We start from the raw sequence: 18,660 nt of genomic DNA on the forward strand, positions 1-18,660 counted from the left end.
TTACGACTGTATGAGCAAAAGTTTAGTCATTGTAGAGTCGCCTGCGAAATGCAAAACCATCGAAAAATACCTGGGTAAAGATTTTCAGGTTCTCGCCTCCTACGGCCATGTTCGCGATTTGATACCCAAAGAAGGCGCAGTCGATCCGGAGAACGGCTTTGCGATGAAGTATCAGGTTATCGACCGCAACCAGCGCCATCTGCAGGAAATCGGTAAGGCCATTAAAGATGTGGATACGCTTTATTTGGCGACCGACCCGGATCGGGAAGGCGAGGCGATTTCCTGGCACGTGTTCGAGCATTTGAAGGAGAAAAAGCTCCTGAAGGACAAAGAGGTGCGGCGGGTGGTGTTTCACGAAATCACCAAGAAGGCTGTCACCGAAGCCATTGCCCATCCGACCGAGTTATCCAACAGTCTGGTCAATGCCCAACAGGCGCGGCGGGCCTTGGATTATCTAGTGGGCTTCAATTTGTCGCCGTTGTTGTGGAAAAAAATCCGCCGCGGTTTGTCCGCCGGCCGAGTGCAAAGTCCGGCGTTGCGGATGATCGTCGAGCGCGAGATGGAGATCGAAGCGTTTAAGACCCGCGAATACTGGTCGCATACTGCCGAAGCCAATGCCCAGGGTCAGCCTTTCAAAGCCAAACTGACGCATTTCAACGGCGAAAAGCTCAACCAATTCAGCTTTACTGAAGAAGCGCAGGCCCATCAGGTCAAACAGGCTTTGTTGGCCGAAGCCGACGGCCAGCTGATCGTTGCCAAGCTGGAGAAGAAACAGCGCAACAGGAATCCGGCACCGCCGTTTATCACGTCGACCTTGCAACAGGAAGCGGCGCGGAAACTGGGGTTTACCACCAAGCGCACGATGATGGTTGCCCAGCAGTTGTACGAGGGCATTGATCTCGGTGGCGAAACCGTCGGTTTAATCTCTTATATGCGTACCGACTCGGTGAATCTGGCAGAAGAAGCTGTTGCCGATATTCGCGCTCTGATTGCCGAGAAATACGGTGCCGAGAACGTGCCGAAACAGCCGCGCGAATTTAAAACCAAGTCAAAAAACGCACAAGAAGCTCACGAGGCTATTCGGCCGACCTCGGTGCGACGTTTGCCGGAGCAGGTCAAAGGCCGGCTGACGGCTGAGCAGTACAAACTTTACGATTTAATCTGGAAGCGTACCGTAGCTTGTCAGATGATCCATGCCACTCTGAATCTTGTGGCCGTGGATTTGAACTGCGGTAGCGAAAAAAATGTGTTTCGCGCCACCGGTTCCACCGTGACCAATCCCGGCTTCATGATGGTTTATCTGGAAGGCGTCGACGACAGCAAAGAAGCGGCGGACGACCAGGAAAGTATTCTGCCGCCGATGGAGGAAGGGCGGCCGGTCAAGCTGCAGGAGATCGTCGCCACCCAGCATTTTACCGAGCCGCCGCCGCGTTATAGCGAGGCCAGTTTGGTCAAGGCTTTGGAAGAACACGGCATCGGCCGGCCTTCGACCTATGCGACCATCATTTCGACACTGCAAAATCGCGAATATGTGACGATAGAAAACAAGCGTTTCTATCCGACCGATGTCGGTCGCATCGTCAACAAATTCCTGACGGAGCATTTCACCAAGTACGTTGACTACGGTTTTACCGCTAATCTGGAGGACGAACTGGACGCGGTATCCCGCGGCGAAAAGGATTGGATTCCGTTGATGAACGATTTCTGGCGGCCGTTTACCCAGTTGATCAACGAGAAAGAAGAAAGCGTGCAGCGCAAGGATGTCACGCAAGAAAGTATCGACGAAAAATGCCCGGAATGCGGCAGCGCCTTGTCGATCCGGTTGGGCCGGAACGGCCGTTTCATCGGTTGTACCAATTATCCGACTTGTTCTTACACCCGCAATCTCGGCGAAGACAATGCGGTGGCGGCTAACGAGCCGGAAGTGGTCGAAGGTCGCGTCTGCCCGAAGTGCGAGTCGGCGTTGGTGATCAAGACCGGGCGTTACGGCAAGTTTGTCGGTTGCAGCGCTTATCCGAAATGCAAGCACATCGAACCGCTGGAAAAGCCTCAGGATACCGGGGTCGAATGCCCGCAGTGCAAAAAAGGCGCGATTTTGAAGCGCAAGGCACGCAGCGGTAAGATTTTCTACTCCTGTTCGGAATATCCAAAATGCGATTATGCGTTATGGGATGCGCCGATCAAGGAAGAATGTCCGGATTGTCATTGGCCGATTCTGACCTTGAAAACCACGAAGCGCCGGGGCACCGAAAAAGTCTGCCCGCAGAAGGAATGCAAATACGCAACGCCGTATGAAGGCGATGCCGAGGATGTCAATGGGCCTTAATCCCTGTCGGCAGTGGCTAGGCCGTCGGGCAAGATCAATTTCTGGCCGATGCCGATTGCGTGCCGGTCGATAAAGCCGGCCGGCAATTCCAGCATGTACTGCGCCGGAATCTGCGAGTCGTAGATCCGGCAAGGGTCGATTCTGCAGGGAGGCAGGTTTTTCAGGACGGCGGCGATCCTGGCGTCTGCGGAGACGAATAGCACGTCGAGCGCGATCATCGTATTTTTCATCCACATGCTGCGCGGGCGTTGGTCCGCATAAACGAATAGCATGCCTTGGTCCGGGCCGAGCTCGCGGCGGAACATCAAACCCAATTCCCGTTGCTCGGCGCTATTGGCGATAGCCACGTAGACCGGATGTTGTTGATTCTCAAAAACCAGTTTGTGGGCGAATGGGGTTTGTCCGTCCGCCAGTGCCGGCTTTGCGCCCGCCGTAAGGGCTAATGCCAAAGCGGCGATTGCGCCGCGCAGTCGAATATTCATGCTGGAAGTGGCGTATTGCCTCATAGAAAAAAGGTAACCGAAGTTGTTTTTGCCGGGTCGGCTGATTATAATGCCGCGTTCTTTTGTTTTGCGAGCGTGGCGAAATTGGTAGACGCGCTGGATTTAGGTTCCAGTGGTAACCCCGTGAGAGTTCGAGTCTCTCCGCTCGCACCATACCCGCTTAATGCGTCACTTTACGACCGTAAAGCTCCCCGGATTTGAACATCGTCGACGATTCTCCCGAATCATAAATTCCTATTTTTTAGTTATCGAGGTAAAGCAATGCAAGTTTCTGTCGAGAAGACATCAGAATTAAGCCGGAAAATGACTGTCAGCATTCCAGACGCCGTAGTTCAGGAAAAAATGGAAACTCGCTTCAAAACACTGGCGCGCACCGTCAAAGTCGATGGATTCCGCCCGGGTAAAGTGCCTGCGAGTATGGTGAAAAAACTTTATGGCGATCGGGTCAGAAACGAAGTCACCGGCGACTTGATTCAGTCGACTTACTTTGAAGCTTTGCAACAGCAGGATTTGAATCCGGCTGGTCATCCTCATATCCATCCCAGCGAGAAAACCGAGGGATTCGAATACGTCGCCGAGTTTGAAGTGTATCCGGAAATCGCGTTGGACGGCATCGACAACTTGCAAATCGAACGGCCTAATGCGAGCGTCGAAGAAAGCGATGTCGATAACATGGTCGAAAAGTTGCGGCAACAGAAGAAAACCTGGAACGGCGTCGAACGCGCATCGCAAGAAGGCGACAGAGTTTCGATCCATTTTTCCGGTGTTTGCGAAGGCGAAAACTTCACCGACGGCAAGGTCGAAAACTATCAGGTCGAGATCGGCGGCAAGCAGATGATCCCCGGTTTCGAAGACGAGCTGAAAGGCCTGAACGTCGGCGAAAGCAAAACATTTGCTGTGACTTTTCCGGAAAAATACAACAGTGAAAAGCTGGCCGGCAAACCGGCTGAGTTCGAAGTCGAATTGGTTAAAGTCGAGGAGCCTGTGTTGCCCGAAGTCGATGCCGACTTCATCAAAGCCTACGGCGTCGAAGACGGCGATGCGGTAACCTTCCGCGCCGATGTGCGCGCCAACATGGAGCGGGAGTTGGCGCAAGGCTTGAAAAACAAATTGAAAACCGCCGTGATGGATGCGTTGTTCGAGCACATTTCGGTGTCGATCCCCAATGCATTGATCGACCAGGAAATTCAAGCCCTGATGAAGCCTTACGCGGAACGGGCCAAGAACATGCGTTTGAAATTGGAAGACCTGAATCTGCCGCGGGATATGTTCGAAGAGCAAGCCAAGCGCCGCGTGGCCTTGGGCTTGATTTTGGGCGAAGTGATTCATAAAAACGAATTGAAGGTTGATGCCGACAAAGTTCGTTCGGTTATCGAAGACATGGCGAAGAGTTATGAGCGCCCTGAAGACGTCGTGAACTGGTATTATGCAGACAAGTCTCGGCTGAACGACGTGCAACAAATGGTTCTCGAGGATCAGGCTGTGGCATGGATCGTAAGTCAGGCTAAAGTCGCCGACGTGACCGTCGGTTTTGATCAGGTAATGGAACGATAGTGACAATGAGGGCTTAACGTGTTTAACCAAAATGTGATTAGCGAAATGATGGCGCCGCAAGCGGCGGGCGGTCTAGTGCCGATAGTGGTTGAACAAACAGCCCGTGGGGAAAGATCGTTTGATATATACTCCCGCTTACTGAAGGAGCGGGTCATTTTTCTGGTGGGCAAGGTTGAGGATTACATGGCCAATCTGGTTGTGGCCCAGCTACTGTTCCTGGAATCGGAAAACCCGGATAAGGATATTCACCTGTACATCAATTCGCCGGGCGGTTCGGTAACTGCGGGTATGGCGATCTACGACACGATGCAGTTTATCAAGCCGGACGTCAGCACCATGTGCATCGGCCAGGCGGCCAGTATGGGAGCGTTGTTGTTGGCGGGCGGTGCGGCCGGTAAGCGTTATTGCTTGCCGCATTCCCGGGTCATGATTCATCAGCCTTTGGGTGGTTTCCAGGGACAGGCCTCGGATATCGACATCCATGCAAGAGAAATCCTGCAGATTCGGGATCGGTTGAACAAGGTGTTGGCGCACCACACCGGCCAGTCCTTGCAGAAGATCGAACAGGATACCGATAGGGATAATTTTCTGAGTGCGGAACAGGCCGTGGATTACGGTTTGATCGATAAGGTGTTGACCAGTCGTAGCGGTTAACAGCAACGCACCCCGGTTGCCGCGATGTGCGGGGGAGTTTACTATTGGTTTTTGAAGTATTTCATCTCTGTGATGAAGCGAAGTGAAACGGTGGAGTCTGTCTATGAGTAGAGACAAGAAAGGTAAAGACGACGAAAAGCTTCTTTACTGTTCTTTTTGCGGTAAAAGCCAAAATGAAGTGCGGAAACTGATTGCCGGGCCATCCGTTTATGTTTGCGACGAGTGTGTCGAGCTTTGTAACGACATCATCAGGGATGAATTGCTCGAAGACGAAATGGCGGTATCCGGCGGTGCGTTACCTAAGCCCAAAGAAATCAAAGCTGAATTGGATAATTACGTAATCGGCCAGGAAAACGCCAAGAAAATTTTGGCAGTGGCCGTTTACAATCATTACAAACGCCTGCGTAGCAACAGCAAGAAAAGCGATGTCGAGTTGGCGAAAAGTAATATTCTGTTGATAGGTCCGACCGGTTCCGGTAAGACCCTGCTCGCGGAAACGCTGGCCAGATTGTTGGATGTACCGTTTACGATCGCAGACGCAACGACTTTGACCGAAGCCGGATATGTCGGCGAAGACGTCGAAAACATCATCCTGAAGATTCTGCAAAAGTGCGACTACGACGTAGAGAAGGCCGAAACCGGCATCGTCTACATTGATGAGATCGACAAAATTTCCCGTAAAGCCGATAACCCGTCGATTACGCGGGATGTGTCCGGCGAAGGGGTGCAACAGGCCCTGCTGAAGCTGATCGAAGGCACGGTAGCTTCGGTGCCGCCGCAAGGTGGGCGCAAGCATCCGCAGCAGGATTTTCTGCAAGTCAACACGGCGAACATTCTGTTTATCGTCGGTGGCGCTTTTGCCGGCCTAGATAAAGTCATCAAAAACCGTACCGAAAAAGGCGGTATCGGTTTTGCCGCCGAAGTCAAAACCAAGGACGACAGTCGAAATGTCGGTGAGATTTTCGCAGACGTGCGTTCAGAGGATTTGATTAAATACGGTTTGATTCCGGAGTTCGTCGGCCGTTTGCCGGTGATTGCGACTTTGGACGAATTGGACGAAGCGGCGTTGATTCAAATTCTGACGCAGCCGAAAAATGCGTTAATCAAGCAGTACAAGCATCTGTTCGAAATGGAAGGTGCCGAACTGGAATTCAGAGACGATTCATTGGCGGCGATTGCCCGCAAGTCGATGGAACGAAAGACTGGTGCCCGCGGCCTGCGTACTATCGTCGAAAATGTTTTGCTGGATACGATGTATGAATTGCCGTCCAACGACAAAATTTCGAAAGTCGTGATCGACGAAAGCGTGATATCGGGTAATTCCGAACCGATTTTGGTTTACGAAACCGAGCCGAAAATGGCCGTTTCCGACGCTTCTTAGTCTGAAACATCCGGCTTTGCTTGAGCCGAAACAAAATCCGGGAGTTTGGCTGATACCAAACTCCTTTTTTTTGCGCTGAATTTAAGATACTTGTTTTCTCCAGGATCGTCCTCATATAGGATTGGGTGTGTATTGACGTGCTCCGGGAGCAATTGAAATGACCGATTTGAAAAACCAAGACGAACTGATTCCAGTCCTGCCTTTACGGGACGTGGTGGTTTACCCGCACATGGTAATCCCGTTGTTTGTCGGCCGAGGCATGTCTATCGACGCACTCGATGCCGCTATCAAGCAAGATAAGCAGGTGCTGCTGGTAGCCCAGAAACAAGCCGATGTCGACGAACCGGGCTTCGACGATCTGTATAAGGTCGGAACGTTGGCCAATATCCTGCAATTACTGAAATTGCCGGACGGCACCGTGAAAGTGCTGGTGGAGGGTAGCCAACGCTGTTCGGTGATCCAATACTGCGAAGTCGACAGTTATTGCGCTGCCAGCGTCATCGAGTTAGCGGACGAAATGAATATTTCCGAGCAGGAGGCGGAAGTGCTGCAACGCACCGCGATCAACTCCTTCGATCAGTACGTGAAGCTGAATAACAAAATTCCGCCCGAAGTCTTGAATTCTTTGTCCGGCATTGACGATCCCAGCCGTCTGGCCGATACGATGGCGGCGCATATGGCGCTGAAGGTCGAGGAAAAACAAGAGATGCTGGAAATGGTCGACGTGGCCAAGCGTCTGGAAAACCTGATGACGCTGATGGAAGGCGAAGTCGATATTCTGGAAATGGAGAAGAAGATTCGCGGCCGCGTCAAAAAACAGATGGAAAAGAACCAGCGCGAATACTATCTGAATGAGCAAATGAAGGCGATTCAGAAAGAGTTGGGCGAAATGGATGAGGCCGGCAACGAAATCGAAGAGCTGGAAAAGAAAATCGCCGCTGCGGGTATGAGTGCGGAAGCGAAAACCAAGGCAACCGCCGAGCTGAACAAATTGAAGATGATGTCGCCGATGTCCGCGGAAGCCACAGTGGTTCGGAATTATATCGACTGGATGGTTAACGTGCCTTGGAAGAAAAAAACCAAGGTTCGCCACGATTTGAAAGTGGCCGAAGAGGTATTGGAAGCCGAACATTTCGGTCTGGAAAAAGTCAAGGAACGCATTCTCGAATACCTCGCGGTTCAACAACGGGTCAAAGCGTTGAAAGGGCCGATTTTGTGCTTGGTCGGACCTCCGGGGGTTGGTAAAACCTCGTTGGGACAATCGATTGCCCGTGCTACCAACCGTAAATACGTGCGCATGGCCCTGGGCGGCGTCCGAGACGAGGCGGAGATTCGCGGTCATCGCCGGACCTACATCGGTTCGATGCCGGGTAAGATTCTGCAGAACCTGGCGAAGATCAAAACCCGCAATCCGATGTTCCTGCTCGATGAAATCGACAAAATGGCGGCGGATTTTCGCGGCGACCCGGCATCGGCGTTGTTGGAGGTGCTGGACCCCGAGCAGAACCACACGTTTTCCGACCACTACCTGGAGGTCGATTTCGATTTGTCCGACGTGATGTTCGTTGCTACCGCCAACACAATGAATATTCCGCCAGCCTTGCTGGACAGAATGGAAATCATTCGCTTGGCCGGGTACACCGAAGACGAGAAAATCAATATCGCGACCCGGTTCTTGATTCCGAAGCAGATCAAGAGTAACGGCTTGATCGAGTCGGAAATCCATATCTCGGAAGGCGCGGTCAAAGATATTGTGCGTTACTACACTCGGGAAGCCGGGGTGCGCGGCCTGGAGCGGGAAATATCGAAGATTTGCCGTAAAGTAGTTAAGGATTTGTTACTGAAAGCGAAAAAGTCGCGGACCTCCATTACCGAAAAGAACTTGGACAAGTACCTTGGTGTGCGCCGGTTCAGCTACGGCATGGCCGAGGATAGCGACCAAATCGGCCAAGTAACCGGTCTGGCTTGGACCGAAGTCGGCGGCGAACTGCTGACGATAGAGACCGCAGTCATGCCCGGTAAGGGTAAGCAATTGGCTACCGGCAAGCTTGGCGATGTGATGAAGGAGTCTATCGAGGCCGCCGTAACGGTTGCGCGCAGTCGGGCCGGTATATTAGGTATCGACAGCGAAGTGTTCCAGAAGAGCGATATTCACATCCACGTTCCGGAAGGAGCGACGCCGAAAGACGGACCGAGCGCCGGTATTGGCATGTGCACCGCGATTATCTCGGCGCTGACCAAGATTCCGGTGCGGGCCGACGTGGCTATGACCGGCGAGATTACCCTGCGCGGGGAGGTCTTGCCCATCGGTGGTTTGAAGGAAAAACTGCTTGCCGCACACCGAGGCGGCATCGCTACCGTGGTCATTCCTGCCGAAAACGAAAAAGACTTGGCTGAGATTCCGGAAAACATCAAACGCAATCTGGCGATCAAGTGCGTACGTTGGATCGACGAAGTTTTGGAATTGGCCTTACAACGTATGCCAACCCCTCTTTCTCCGGCTGAATTGGCCGATGCGACTAGCGCAAAGGTCGAGGTAAAACAGTCCGGGGTAGTGGCACATTAAGCATGGGTTAAAATCCTTGGAAACCGCAAAAATCGTGGTTTCCAAGGCTCCTAACGCTTGACACCGATCGCAGCCCGTTGATATAAATGTCGGCCTCTCGCAGAGGAGAGGCCGTATTCGGGTTGGTGGAATAACCGGTGGGCGGGCAAAACACGTGTTTGTTTGCCGAGCATAATTAATACAACGACATCCTAAGGGGAAATAAATGAATAAATCGGAACTTATTGACGCTATTGCCAGTGCGTCACAGTTGACAAAAGCCGATGCTGGTCGGGCTCTGGATGGTTTTATCAAAGCCGTTGAAGACGCATTGAAACAAGGCGATTCCGTTGCCCTGGTTGGTTTCGGTACTTTCGATGTTAAAGAAAGAGCGGAACGTAAAGGCCGCAACCCGCAAACCGGCGAAGAGATCACCATTAAAGCCGCAAAAATTCCTTCATTTAAAGCTGGCAAATCTTTAAAAGATGCTGTAAACTAGTCGCTCTTTAGTCGGGTGCTTAGCTCAGCTGGGAGAGCATCGCCCTTACAAGGCGAGGGTCGGGGGTTCGAACCCCTCAGCACCCACCAGACTTTGGAGCGGTAGTTCAGTTGGTTAGAATACCGGCCTGTCACGCCGGGGGTCGCGGGTTCGAGCCCCGTCCGCTCCGCCAAAACAGAAACCTCGGGCCGTACGGTCCGAGGTTTTTTTTTGCGTGTAATTTTATCGCCTTTAGCGATCGGGTTTAATTCTGTTTAAGGAAAGCGTTTATGCTTTTAGAAATAAGAGAAAAGGTGCATGGAGTTTTTGCATCGATCATATTGATATTTATTTGCGTGCTGTTCGGTTTGTGGGGCATTCAAAATTATCTCGGCGGCGGCAAAGAAGCGCCGGTAGTGACGGTGGAAGGCAAGGAGTTTTTCCAGCGCGACGTCAATCAGGCCTACCAGCAATATGCCCAAAACTTGGCGGGCATGAAATTCGATGAAGAAACGCTGAAAAAGCAAGCTCTGGAAAAGCTGGTGCGCGACGAAGTATTGCTGCAGTACGTGCAGAATGAAAACCTGATCGTCAGCGACGACACTGCCAGGGATTTCATTCAATCGCTGGAGTATTTCCAAAAAGACGGCAAGTTCGACAAAACCCAATACCAAACGCTGTTGGGCTCGCAGGGCATGTCATCCGCTGAGTTCGTCAATCGCATCAAGAAAGCCTTGGTTATGGAACAGTTCCAGCGCGCCATCATCGATAGCAGTTTCGCGACACCTGCCGAAATCGCCGGTTTCTTCAAAATCCAAAACCAAACCCGCGATATTGAATATGTGACGGTCCCGTTGGTTCAGGTCTCGCAACAGCCTGGCGACGACGAACTTACCGCTTATTACCAGCAGCATCAGGACGATTACCGTACCGACGAACAGGTTTCGGTCGAGTATGTCGAACTCTCGGTGGATAAACTGGCATCCGGTATTGCGGCCGACGACGAACAGCGGAAGGCCTATTACGAAGACCAAAAAGCTCAATTCACGACCCAGGAGCGTCGCAAAATCAGCCATATCCTGTTTGCTTTCGGTAAAGACAAGGATGCAGACGCTCAAGCGCTGCAAAGAGCCGTAAAAGCCAAGCAGGATTTGCAAACCAAGGATTTTGCCGCATTGGCGGCCGAAGTGTCGGACGACAAATTGACGGCGAAAAACGGCGGCGATTTGGGTCTGTTCAACGTCGGCGTGATGGAAAAGGCCTTCGAGGACGCGGCCAGCAAGCTGAAGCTGGGCGAAATATCCGAGCCGGTGCGTTCCGCTTTCGGTTACCACCTGATCAAAGTGACCGAACTGGTTCCGGGCGAAACCAAGCCCTATGAAGCGGTCAAAGCCGAAGTCGCCAAGGCCTATCAAAAGAGCCAAGCCGAAACCAAATTCAATACCTTGGCTGAGAAGTTGGCCGAAGTCAGCTACGAGAATCCGGACAGTCTGGCGGCCGCAGCCGATTTACTGGGCGGCCCGGTACAAAAAACGGCTGAGTTTACCCGGGCAAACGGCGAAGGCATCGCCGCCGAAGAAAAGGTTCGTGCCGCCGCATTCTCTGAAGATGTGTTGAAGGGCGGCAACAGCGAGCCGATCGAAGTCGGTGGCGATAAGCTGGTGGTATTGCGCGTAGCCTCGCACCAGCCGGCAGCAGTTAAGGAATTGAAAGATGTCAAAAAAGAGCTGATTGCCGCTATTCAACGCGACAAGGCCAGTCAGCAAGCCGTCGCGGTGGCGGATCAGATCAAACAGGATCTGGCGTCGGGAAAAACGCTGGCCCAGGCGGCCGAAGCCAGAAAATTGGTTTCGAAAAAACTGGATGGTTTGGCGCGTAACGCCACTCAGTTACCTGCGCCGGTCGTCCAGGAAATATTCAAAGCCGCCAAGCCGCATGCCGGTCAACCGAGTATTGCTGTGCTGGATAATGCCGACGGCGGCAAATTGGTGCTGGCCATTCACAAAGTCAACGAAGGCGTAATGTCCGAGGCCGACAAAAACAAGCAAGCTGCGATCTCGAAAAACATCGCCGCGGCTTTCGGTAAGGCGCAACTCGAAGCAGTGTTGAACGCGTTGCAAGCTAAAGCCGAAATTGTGGTTCGGCCGGAAAAGCAATAATTTTTTGCAGTCGAGACTTGAAAAGGGAGCGTAAAGCTCCCTTTTTTGTAACCGCGATTTGACGCACGCCTGACTAGCGGCCCTGATTCCTGCACAATCGGTAAAACGGAGGCTTGGAGCAAAGCAGCGATTTTGCAAATCGCCGGCCTGAAGGTAAAGTACAGCAGCTTTTGCGGCAGTTTCTGGAAATTGATACCGGTTGCCGTTGTGGTCAGCGTCAATATAAACTCCGCTCCCTTCGCCTCGAAACTTTCGGACAGATTTACCATGGAAAAACCATTCGCTTCTCGGGATTGGACGCTTTACGGCTTGGTTTGCTTGGCACTCGTTTTGATCGTATTGACGATGTACCAGATAGACCGGCAATGGCTGAAGCTTAGCGAAATGCAGGCCGCATTGGCCGAACAAGCCCAGGCCATGCGCGAGTTGCGCACTCTAGCAGCTAGCGGTGCGTTGACAGGGCAGACGCAAACCGCACAATCCGGCGGCATTGCCCCGGCCTTTCAACGAGCGTATGCCGCAACCAAGCTGCCGGATTATGCCGCAGGCGACTGGAGCGTCGAAGCCTTCGGCACTAACCTGAAAACCATTACGCCGCTGGTATCGACCGATGCCTACGCCTCGAATGTACAAAGCTACGTCCAGGAAAGCCTGATTACCCGCAACCCGGATACGCTGGCCTGGGAAGGTTTGATCGCCAAAAGCTGGACGGTCAGCGAAGACGGTCTGACCATCGCTTTCGAGTTGCGCGACGACGTCACTTTCTCCGACGGCCAGCCGCTGACCGCCGACGATGTGGTATTCAGCTTCAATTTCATCATGACCGAGGCGATCCAGGCGCCGCGCGAGCGTGCCTATTTGCAGAAGATTCAGTCGGTCAAAGCCGAGGGCAAATACCGGGTGGTGTTCACCTACAAGGAACCGTATTTCGAAGCACTGTCCCTGGCCGGCGGTATGAATATTCTGCCCAAGCATTTTTACGAACCCTACCTGAAAGAACCGCAAAAATTCAACGAATCCAAAGGTCTGTTGCTGGGCAGCGGTCCCTATAAACTGGCCGATCCGAAAAGCTGGACCCCGGACCAAGGCAATGTCGAGCTGGTCCGTAACGAGCGCTACTGGGGCGACGTGCAGCCGGCCTACAACCGTATCTTGTGGAAAATCATCCAAAACGACAGCGCCCGTTTGACCACCTACCGCAACGGCGATATCGACTCCTATTCGGCGCGAGCCTCGGAGTACAAGCAACTGCAAAACGACGCCCAGATTCAAGCCAAGAGCCAAAGCTTCGAATACATGCCGCCGGTGGTGGGATATAGCTACATCGGCTGGAACCAGATGCGCGGCGGCAAACCGACCCGCTTCGCCGACAAGCGGGTGCGCCAGGCCATGAGCTATTTGACCGACACCGGCCGCATCATCAAGGATGTGTTTCTGGGCTATGCCGAGCCGGCGGTCAGTCCGTTCGGCAACGCCAGCAAGCAGCACGACGCTACCTTGCAGCCGTATCAGGCCAATTTGGACAAGGCCAAGGCTTTATTGAAAGACGCCGGCTACGAAGACCGCAACCACGACGGCGTGTTGGAAGACAAAACAGGCCAGCCGTTCGAATTCAAACTGACTTACTTCCAGGCTAACGAAGACACCAGCCGCATGGTGTTGTTGCTAAAAGATCTGTACGCCAAAGCCGGCGTCAAACTGGTGCCGTTTCCGCAGGAATGGCCGGTGATGCTGGAGAACCTGGATAAAAAAGACTTCGACGCCATCACCCTGGGCTGGACCAGCAGCATCGAAACCGACCTGTACCAAGCCTTCCATAGCTCGCAGGCGATCAGCAAGGGTGATAATTTCATCGGCTACCAAAATCCGGAACTGGACAAATTGATCGACGCCGCTCGCCGTACCGTCGACGAAGGCAAACGCATGCCGCTGTGGCAGCAGGCCGAACGCATCCTCTACGAAGACCAGCCCTATACCTTCCTGATGCGCCGCAAAAGCCTGTTGTTCGTCGACAAGCGTATTCACAATCTGCAAATGACCAAACTGGGCTTGAACCTGGGTTCGCTACCGCTGGAAAACTACGTGCCGCTGGCCCAACAAAAATACACTCAATAAGCCGGAGGACGCCGGATGCTGACTTATCTGCTGCGCCGCCTGCTGTTGATGGTGCCGACTTTGCTGGGCATCACCATCGTCGTGTTCACGGTGATGGCCGCGTCGCCGGGTGGCATCAGCGCCCAGACCCTGGTCGGCGGCATGGACATGAAGCCTCAGGAAAAACAGGCCTTGCTGGACTATTACAACAAGCGCTACGGCCTGGACCAGCCGGCGCCACTGCAATACCTGCGCTGGCTGAACAATGTTTCGCCGATCGGTTTCGTCAGCGACGAACAAGGCCACCAGTCGTTCTCGCTGAGCAAAGGCATGGATCTTGGCACCAGCTTTCAATACGGCCGGCCGGTCGCCGACATTCTCGCCGAACGCATCCCGATCACCTTGCTGCTCAATCTGGTGACGATACCCTTCACCTACGCGCTGGCGATCTGGATCGGCATGAAATCGGCGACCGAACGCGGCGGCGCGTTCGATGTCGGTTCCAGCCTGGCGATGTTGGGCTTGTGGTCGATCCCGACCATGCTGGCCGGCGTCCTGCTGCTGGGTTTCTTCGCCAACGTCCAATATTTTCAATGGTTTCCTACCGCCGGCCTTAGCGACCGTGAAGCCTTGGACATGCCGTTCCTGCCGCATTGGGACGACAGCGGCTTCGTGCGCGGCTTTTTGCTGGATCGCATCTGGCATTTAATTCTGCCGGTGATTTGTCTGTCCTACGGTGGCTTTGCGGCGCTGGCTAAGCTGACTCGCACCTCGATCCTGGAAAACTTGCACGCCGACTATGCCCGCACCGCCCGCGCCAAGGGCCTGGCCGAAAACGACGTGCTGTGGAAGCACGTGTTCCGCAACAGTTTGCTGCCGCTGATTACCGTTTCGGCCGGCTTGCTGCCGAGTTTGCTGGCCGGCTCGTTGATCGTCGAGAACATTTTCAGCATCAACGGCATGGGCCAACTGGCGGTCGAAGCGGTGAAGGGCAGGGACCGCGAACTGGTGCTATCGATCACCTGGATCAGTGGCTTTCTGACTCTGATCGGCTATCTGATCGCCGACTTCTGCTATACCTTGGCGGACCCGCGGGTGAGTTATGACTAAGCCCATCGTCAGCCGGCAATCCTTCGCCGCCCGCATCTGGCGGCGCACGCTGGACGGCGTCGGCGTCAAATTCGGCCTGGCCTGGGTTGGCGTGCTGGTGTTCTTTGCGGTGTTCGCGCCATTTTTGGCCAACTCGATGCCGTTATTGATGAGCAAAAACGGCGAAATTTCGGCGCCGGTGCTGCGTTATCTGTCGATTGAAGATGCCTGGATTCTGGCGGGGTTTTTCATCGCGTTGGCGGTGTCGCGGTTGCCGTTCGCAGGCGGCACCAAGTTTTTACTGTTTCTGGCCGGCACCGGGCTTGCCGCTTTGATTGCCAACCTGACTGTACAACCGCCAGCCTTGGTCATTTACGACGATTTTCGCGGCCCGGAATACAGCCAGGTCGATTGGAAAATCATGCCGCCGATTCCCTATGCGCCCGGCGATTACCTGCGCGACCTCGGTAGCAAGGGTCTGGAAGCGCCGTTCGCCAGTGAGGGCCACGTCCATTGGATGGGCACCGAAGAAAACGGCGCCGACGTGTTGAGCCGGATGATCCACGCCAGCCGCATCGCGCTCAGTATCGGTTTCATCGCCACCGGCATCGCCCTGGCGATCGGCATCGTCGTCGGCGGGTTGATGGGCTATTTTTCCGGTGTGGTGGATATGCTGGGCATGCGCCTGGTGGAAATCTTCGAGGACATTCCGACCCTGTTTCTGTTGCTGACCTTCGTCGCTTTCTTCGGCCGCAGCCTGTACATGATGATGGTCATCATCGGTGTCACCGGTTGGTCCGGCTATGCCCGCTACGTGCGCACTGAGTTTCTGAAACTGCGCAAGCAGGATTACGTACAGGCGGCGATTGCTAGCGGCCTGCCGCTGCCGTCTATCCTGTTCCGCCACATGTTACCCAACGGTGTCGCGCCCTTGCTTGTCGCGGTCAGCTTTGGCGTCGCCGGCGCGATATTGTCGGAAGCGACCTTGAGTTTCTTGGGGTTGGGGGTGGTCGATGCGCCGTCTTGGGGGGCGATGCTGGATCAGGCCGTAAAATCCTCGACTTTCAACTGGTGGATGGCGGTGTTTCCCGGCGGAGCGATTTTCATGACCGTGTTCGCCTACAATCTAATCGGTGAGGCGTTCAGGGACGCGATCGACCCGAAATTGTCGCGCCGCAACGGAGGCGAGTCGTGAGTTCGCCGTTATTGCAAGTCAAAAACCTGCGCACCTACCTGCACACCGGCGCCGAGCCGGTCAAAGCGGTCGAGGACGTCAGCTTTGAAATTCCGCAAGGCGAAACCTTTTGCCTGGTCGGCGAATCCGGCAGCGGCAAGTCGATCAGCGCCTTGTCGGTGATCCGCTTGTTGCCGGACGGTATCGCCAACCATCCCAGCGGCCAGATTCTGTTCGAGGGCCGCGACCTGCTGACCTTGCCCGATGCCGATGTCCGCCAAGTGCGCGGCGCCCAGATCGCGATGATCTTCCAGGAACCGATGACATCGCTGAACCCGGTGCTGACAGTCGGCGAGCAAATCATCGAAGCCCTGCAGTTGCATTACCCGGACATGAACCCGAACGAGGCCGAGCAACGCGCAGTCGCAGCCCTGACTCAGGTACAGATACCCAATCCCGGCTCGCGCTTTCGCGATTACCCACACCAACTGTCCGGGGGACAGCGCCAGCGAGTGATGATCGCGATGGCCTTGGCCTGCCAACCCAAGCTGCTGATCGCCGACGAGCCGACCACTGCGCTGGACGTCACAGTGCAGGCCGAAATCCTGCGTCTGATGCGGCAGTTGCAGGACGACACCGGCATGAGCATGCTGTTCATCACCCACGACTTCGGCGTCGTCGCGCAAATGGCGCACCGGGTCGGCGTGATGCAATCCGGCCGCTTGGTAGAAGCCGGCCGCTGCCGCGACGTGCTGGGGAATCCGCAGCATCCCTACACGCAAAAACTGTTGGCTTCGGTGCCGGAGAATCTGGCCAAGCCCGATGTCTCCTCCGCATCGCCAAAAACCGTTCGCGCTGAGCCTGTCGAAGCGCCGCCGCAGCTCGCAGAAGAAATACAACCACCTCTCTCCGCTCTCGCTGAGAAAGATCGAAAATCGCTTTCCGTTCTGGAACGGGCCGGTCTGAAGCTGCAAGCGGCATCGGCTACCGGAGTTGATGTTATTCCGGTCGAGGCACAGGCAGCCGCTGCGCGGGTTGAACCCACTGCGAATCTGCAACCAGCCGAGCCTGCAATTGGAACAAAACCGCAAGCCGCTACCGACGCGCTAATCCAAATCCGCAACCTGAAAGTCTGGTTCCCGGTGCGCAAGGGTCTGTTGCGCCGCGTGGTCGATCACATCAAAGCTGTCGACGACGTGTCGCTGGATATCCCGCGCGGCGAAATCGTCGCCCTGGTCGGCGAATCCGGTTGCGGCAAAACCACGCTGGGCCGCGCCGTGCTGCAGCTGGAGCCGCCAACCGAGGGCAGCATCCGCATCGATGGCCGGGAGCTGGTCGGATTGTCCGCCAAAGAACTGCGGCCGTTGCGTCGGCAGATGCAGATCGCCTTCCAAGACCCGCAATCGTCGTTGAATCCGCGATTATTGATCGAAACCACGCTGACCGAACCGATGCAGGTGCACGGCATCGGCGCCAGCCGCGACGAGCGCATTGCCTTGGCCGAGCAATTGCTGGACGACATGCAACTCGGCCGCGAGGCGCTGTGGCGCTATCCGCACGAATTCTCCGGCGGCCAGCGCCAGCGCATCGGCCTGGCCCGTGCGCTGGCCTTGAACCCGGAATTCATCGTCTGCGACGAAATCACCAGCGCGCTGGACGTGTCGGTGCAGGCGGAAATCCTGCAACTGTTGTTGGACATCCGCCGCCGGCGCAATCTGACTTTGCTGTTTATCACCCATAACATTGGCGTCGTGGAGTATCTCAGCGATAGGACGGTGGTGATGTATCGGGGTAAGGTGGTGGAGCAGGGGGCGACGGCGAAGGTTTGCGGGGCGCCGGAGCATGAGTATACGCAGAGGTTGTTGTCGGCGGTGCCGAGGTTGGTGGTGTAGGGAGATTGTTGGGATGATATACAGAGCTTTTTATTTACTTGTTAGCGGTAAAAGATGAACGAACCATTCTGCATGTTGGAAAGCTGGCTGCCTGTTGTTAAAGATATTGTCCTCACAGGCGCAGCAATGATTGCTGGTTACGTTGGTCTAATGGGGCTCGGTACTTGGCGCCGGCAACTCAAAGCCAATACAGAATATGTGCTGGCAAAGGACTTATTGCGATCTATTTATGAATTGAGAGAGGCTATTTCTTCCGCAAGGCACCCTTTCATGCAATATTCTCAAGAGCCAGATATGCCTGAAGAGAAACTGAAAGAACTCTCTGAAAAGGAAAAACGGTGGCATGCTATGGTTCAGGCCTATCAGAAACGTTGGGACCCAGTACCAAAAGCCAAATCTGCATTCGACACTACGTTGTTAGAGGCCGAAGTGGTATGGGGCAAAAAGATAGTAGAAATTACGGAACCACTAAATGGGCTTATCGGGGAGCTTTTGTGGGCTATACAAGATCACTTAGACGCTATGAATCCTACCAGTGATTACGATAGGCCAGGAGCTGATGAGGTTAAGAAACGCAGGAATACGATGAATGCAAGGGGAACTGGTGATCAAGACGAGTACAAAAATCGGCTTGAGGCTGTTATTAAGTCTATTGAGAAAGAGCTTAAGCCACACATCGAGCAATATCACCGCTAATAACTGCATTCTCCCCCGACCTTCGCCGCGATGCGGCTCAGCCCGCGTGAGGGTGTAAGAATTTTTGTGTAAACGGTCATTAGGCAGGACACTGCCCTTACTTTGAGGAGTAACC

The 18,660-nt window shown here is 54.3% G+C and carries 13 protein-coding genes and 3 tRNA genes; 15 read left to right on the forward strand and 1 reads right to left on the reverse strand.

Annotated features, from left to right (window positions below; translation table 11 throughout):
• Nucleotides 1–10 precede the first annotated feature (10 nt).
• Nucleotides 11–2,326 (forward strand): type I DNA topoisomerase, encoded by a 2,316-nt coding sequence (gene topA / locus C2U68_RS14290; RefSeq protein ID WP_140913139.1) that lies wholly within the window; start codon nucleotides 11–13, stop codon nucleotides 2,324–2,326.
• Here topA and C2U68_RS14295 read toward each other — a convergent pair.
• Nucleotides 2,323–2,808, reverse strand: a complete 486-nt coding sequence (locus C2U68_RS14295; protein WP_186289618.1) for a DUF192 domain-containing protein — start codon at nucleotides 2,806–2,808, stop codon at nucleotides 2,323–2,325. The two genes, topA and C2U68_RS14295, sit on opposite strands and share 4 nt — an antisense overlap.
• A gap of 90 nt (nucleotides 2,809–2,898) precedes the next feature.
• On the opposite strand from C2U68_RS14295, the gene C2U68_RS14300 reads away from it, so the two are divergent.
• From C2U68_RS14300 to C2U68_RS14365, 14 genes are all read left to right on the forward strand, one after another.
• Nucleotides 2,899–2,982 (forward strand) — tRNA-Leu (locus C2U68_RS14300).
• A 108-nt stretch (nucleotides 2,983–3,090) separates the two neighbouring features.
• The gene (tig, locus tag C2U68_RS14305) at nucleotides 3,091–4,383 is read left to right on the forward strand and encodes a trigger factor (protein WP_140913141.1); all 1,293 of its coding nucleotides are present in this window, start codon (nucleotides 3,091–3,093) and stop codon (nucleotides 4,381–4,383) included.
• Between the two features lie 48 nt (nucleotides 4,384–4,431).
• Nucleotides 4,432–5,037, forward strand: a complete 606-nt coding sequence (clpP, locus tag C2U68_RS14310; RefSeq protein ID WP_140913164.1) for an ATP-dependent Clp endopeptidase proteolytic subunit ClpP — start codon at nucleotides 4,432–4,434, stop codon at nucleotides 5,035–5,037.
• Between the two features lie 103 nt (nucleotides 5,038–5,140).
• Nucleotides 5,141–6,418 (forward strand): ATP-dependent Clp protease ATP-binding subunit ClpX, encoded by a 1,278-nt coding sequence (gene clpX / locus C2U68_RS14315; protein WP_140913142.1) that lies wholly within the window; start codon nucleotides 5,141–5,143, stop codon nucleotides 6,416–6,418.
• Nucleotides 6,419–6,584: 166 nt separating this feature from the next.
• On the forward strand, nucleotides 6,585–8,984 hold the full coding sequence (gene lon, locus C2U68_RS14320) for an endopeptidase La (protein WP_313901415.1): 2,400 nt from the start codon (nucleotides 6,585–6,587) through the stop codon (nucleotides 8,982–8,984).
• A 205-nt stretch (nucleotides 8,985–9,189) separates the two neighbouring features.
• Nucleotides 9,190–9,462: an HU family DNA-binding protein gene (locus C2U68_RS14325; RefSeq protein ID WP_020482925.1), complete on the forward strand. Its 273-nt coding sequence runs from the start codon at nucleotides 9,190–9,192 to the stop codon at nucleotides 9,460–9,462.
• A 13-nt stretch (nucleotides 9,463–9,475) separates the two neighbouring features.
• Nucleotides 9,476–9,551 (forward strand) — tRNA-Val (locus C2U68_RS14330).
• Nucleotides 9,552–9,557: 6 nt separating this feature from the next.
• Nucleotides 9,558–9,634: transfer RNA gene (locus C2U68_RS14335), tRNA-Asp, on the forward strand.
• A gap of 97 nt (nucleotides 9,635–9,731) precedes the next feature.
• Nucleotides 9,732–11,600 carry a SurA N-terminal domain-containing protein gene (locus C2U68_RS14340; protein ID WP_140913144.1) on the forward strand — a complete coding sequence of 623 codons (1,869 nt, stop codon included), beginning with the start codon at nucleotides 9,732–9,734 and terminating at the stop codon, nucleotides 11,598–11,600.
• 267 nt (nucleotides 11,601–11,867) lie between these two features.
• The gene (locus C2U68_RS14345) at nucleotides 11,868–13,715 is read left to right on the forward strand and encodes a peptide-binding protein (protein WP_140913145.1); all 1,848 of its coding nucleotides are present in this window, start codon (nucleotides 11,868–11,870) and stop codon (nucleotides 13,713–13,715) included.
• 15 nt (nucleotides 13,716–13,730) lie between these two features.
• Nucleotides 13,731–14,804: an ABC transporter permease gene (locus tag C2U68_RS14350; protein WP_140913146.1), complete on the forward strand. Its 1,074-nt coding sequence runs from the start codon at nucleotides 13,731–13,733 to the stop codon at nucleotides 14,802–14,804.
• Nucleotides 14,797–15,978, forward strand: a complete 1,182-nt coding sequence (locus tag C2U68_RS14355) for an ABC transporter permease (protein ID WP_140913147.1) — start codon at nucleotides 14,797–14,799, stop codon at nucleotides 15,976–15,978. Before C2U68_RS14350 ends, C2U68_RS14355 begins: the two co-directional genes overlap by 8 nt.
• A complete protein-coding gene (locus C2U68_RS14360) occupies nucleotides 15,975–17,849 on the forward strand; it encodes an ABC transporter ATP-binding protein (protein ID WP_140913148.1) in 1,875 nt (624 codons plus the stop codon). The genes C2U68_RS14355 and C2U68_RS14360 overlap by 4 nt, the downstream gene beginning before the upstream one ends.
• Nucleotides 17,850–17,903: 54 nt before the next feature.
• On the forward strand, nucleotides 17,904–18,545 hold the full coding sequence (locus tag C2U68_RS14365) for a hypothetical protein (protein WP_140913149.1): 642 nt from the start codon (nucleotides 17,904–17,906) through the stop codon (nucleotides 18,543–18,545).
• Nucleotides 18,546–18,660: the final 115 nt, after the last annotated feature.

This window comes from Methylomonas koyamae, assembly GCF_006483455.1.
Classification (GTDB): Bacteria; Pseudomonadota; Gammaproteobacteria; order Methylococcales; family Methylomonadaceae; genus Methylomonas; species Methylomonas koyamae_B.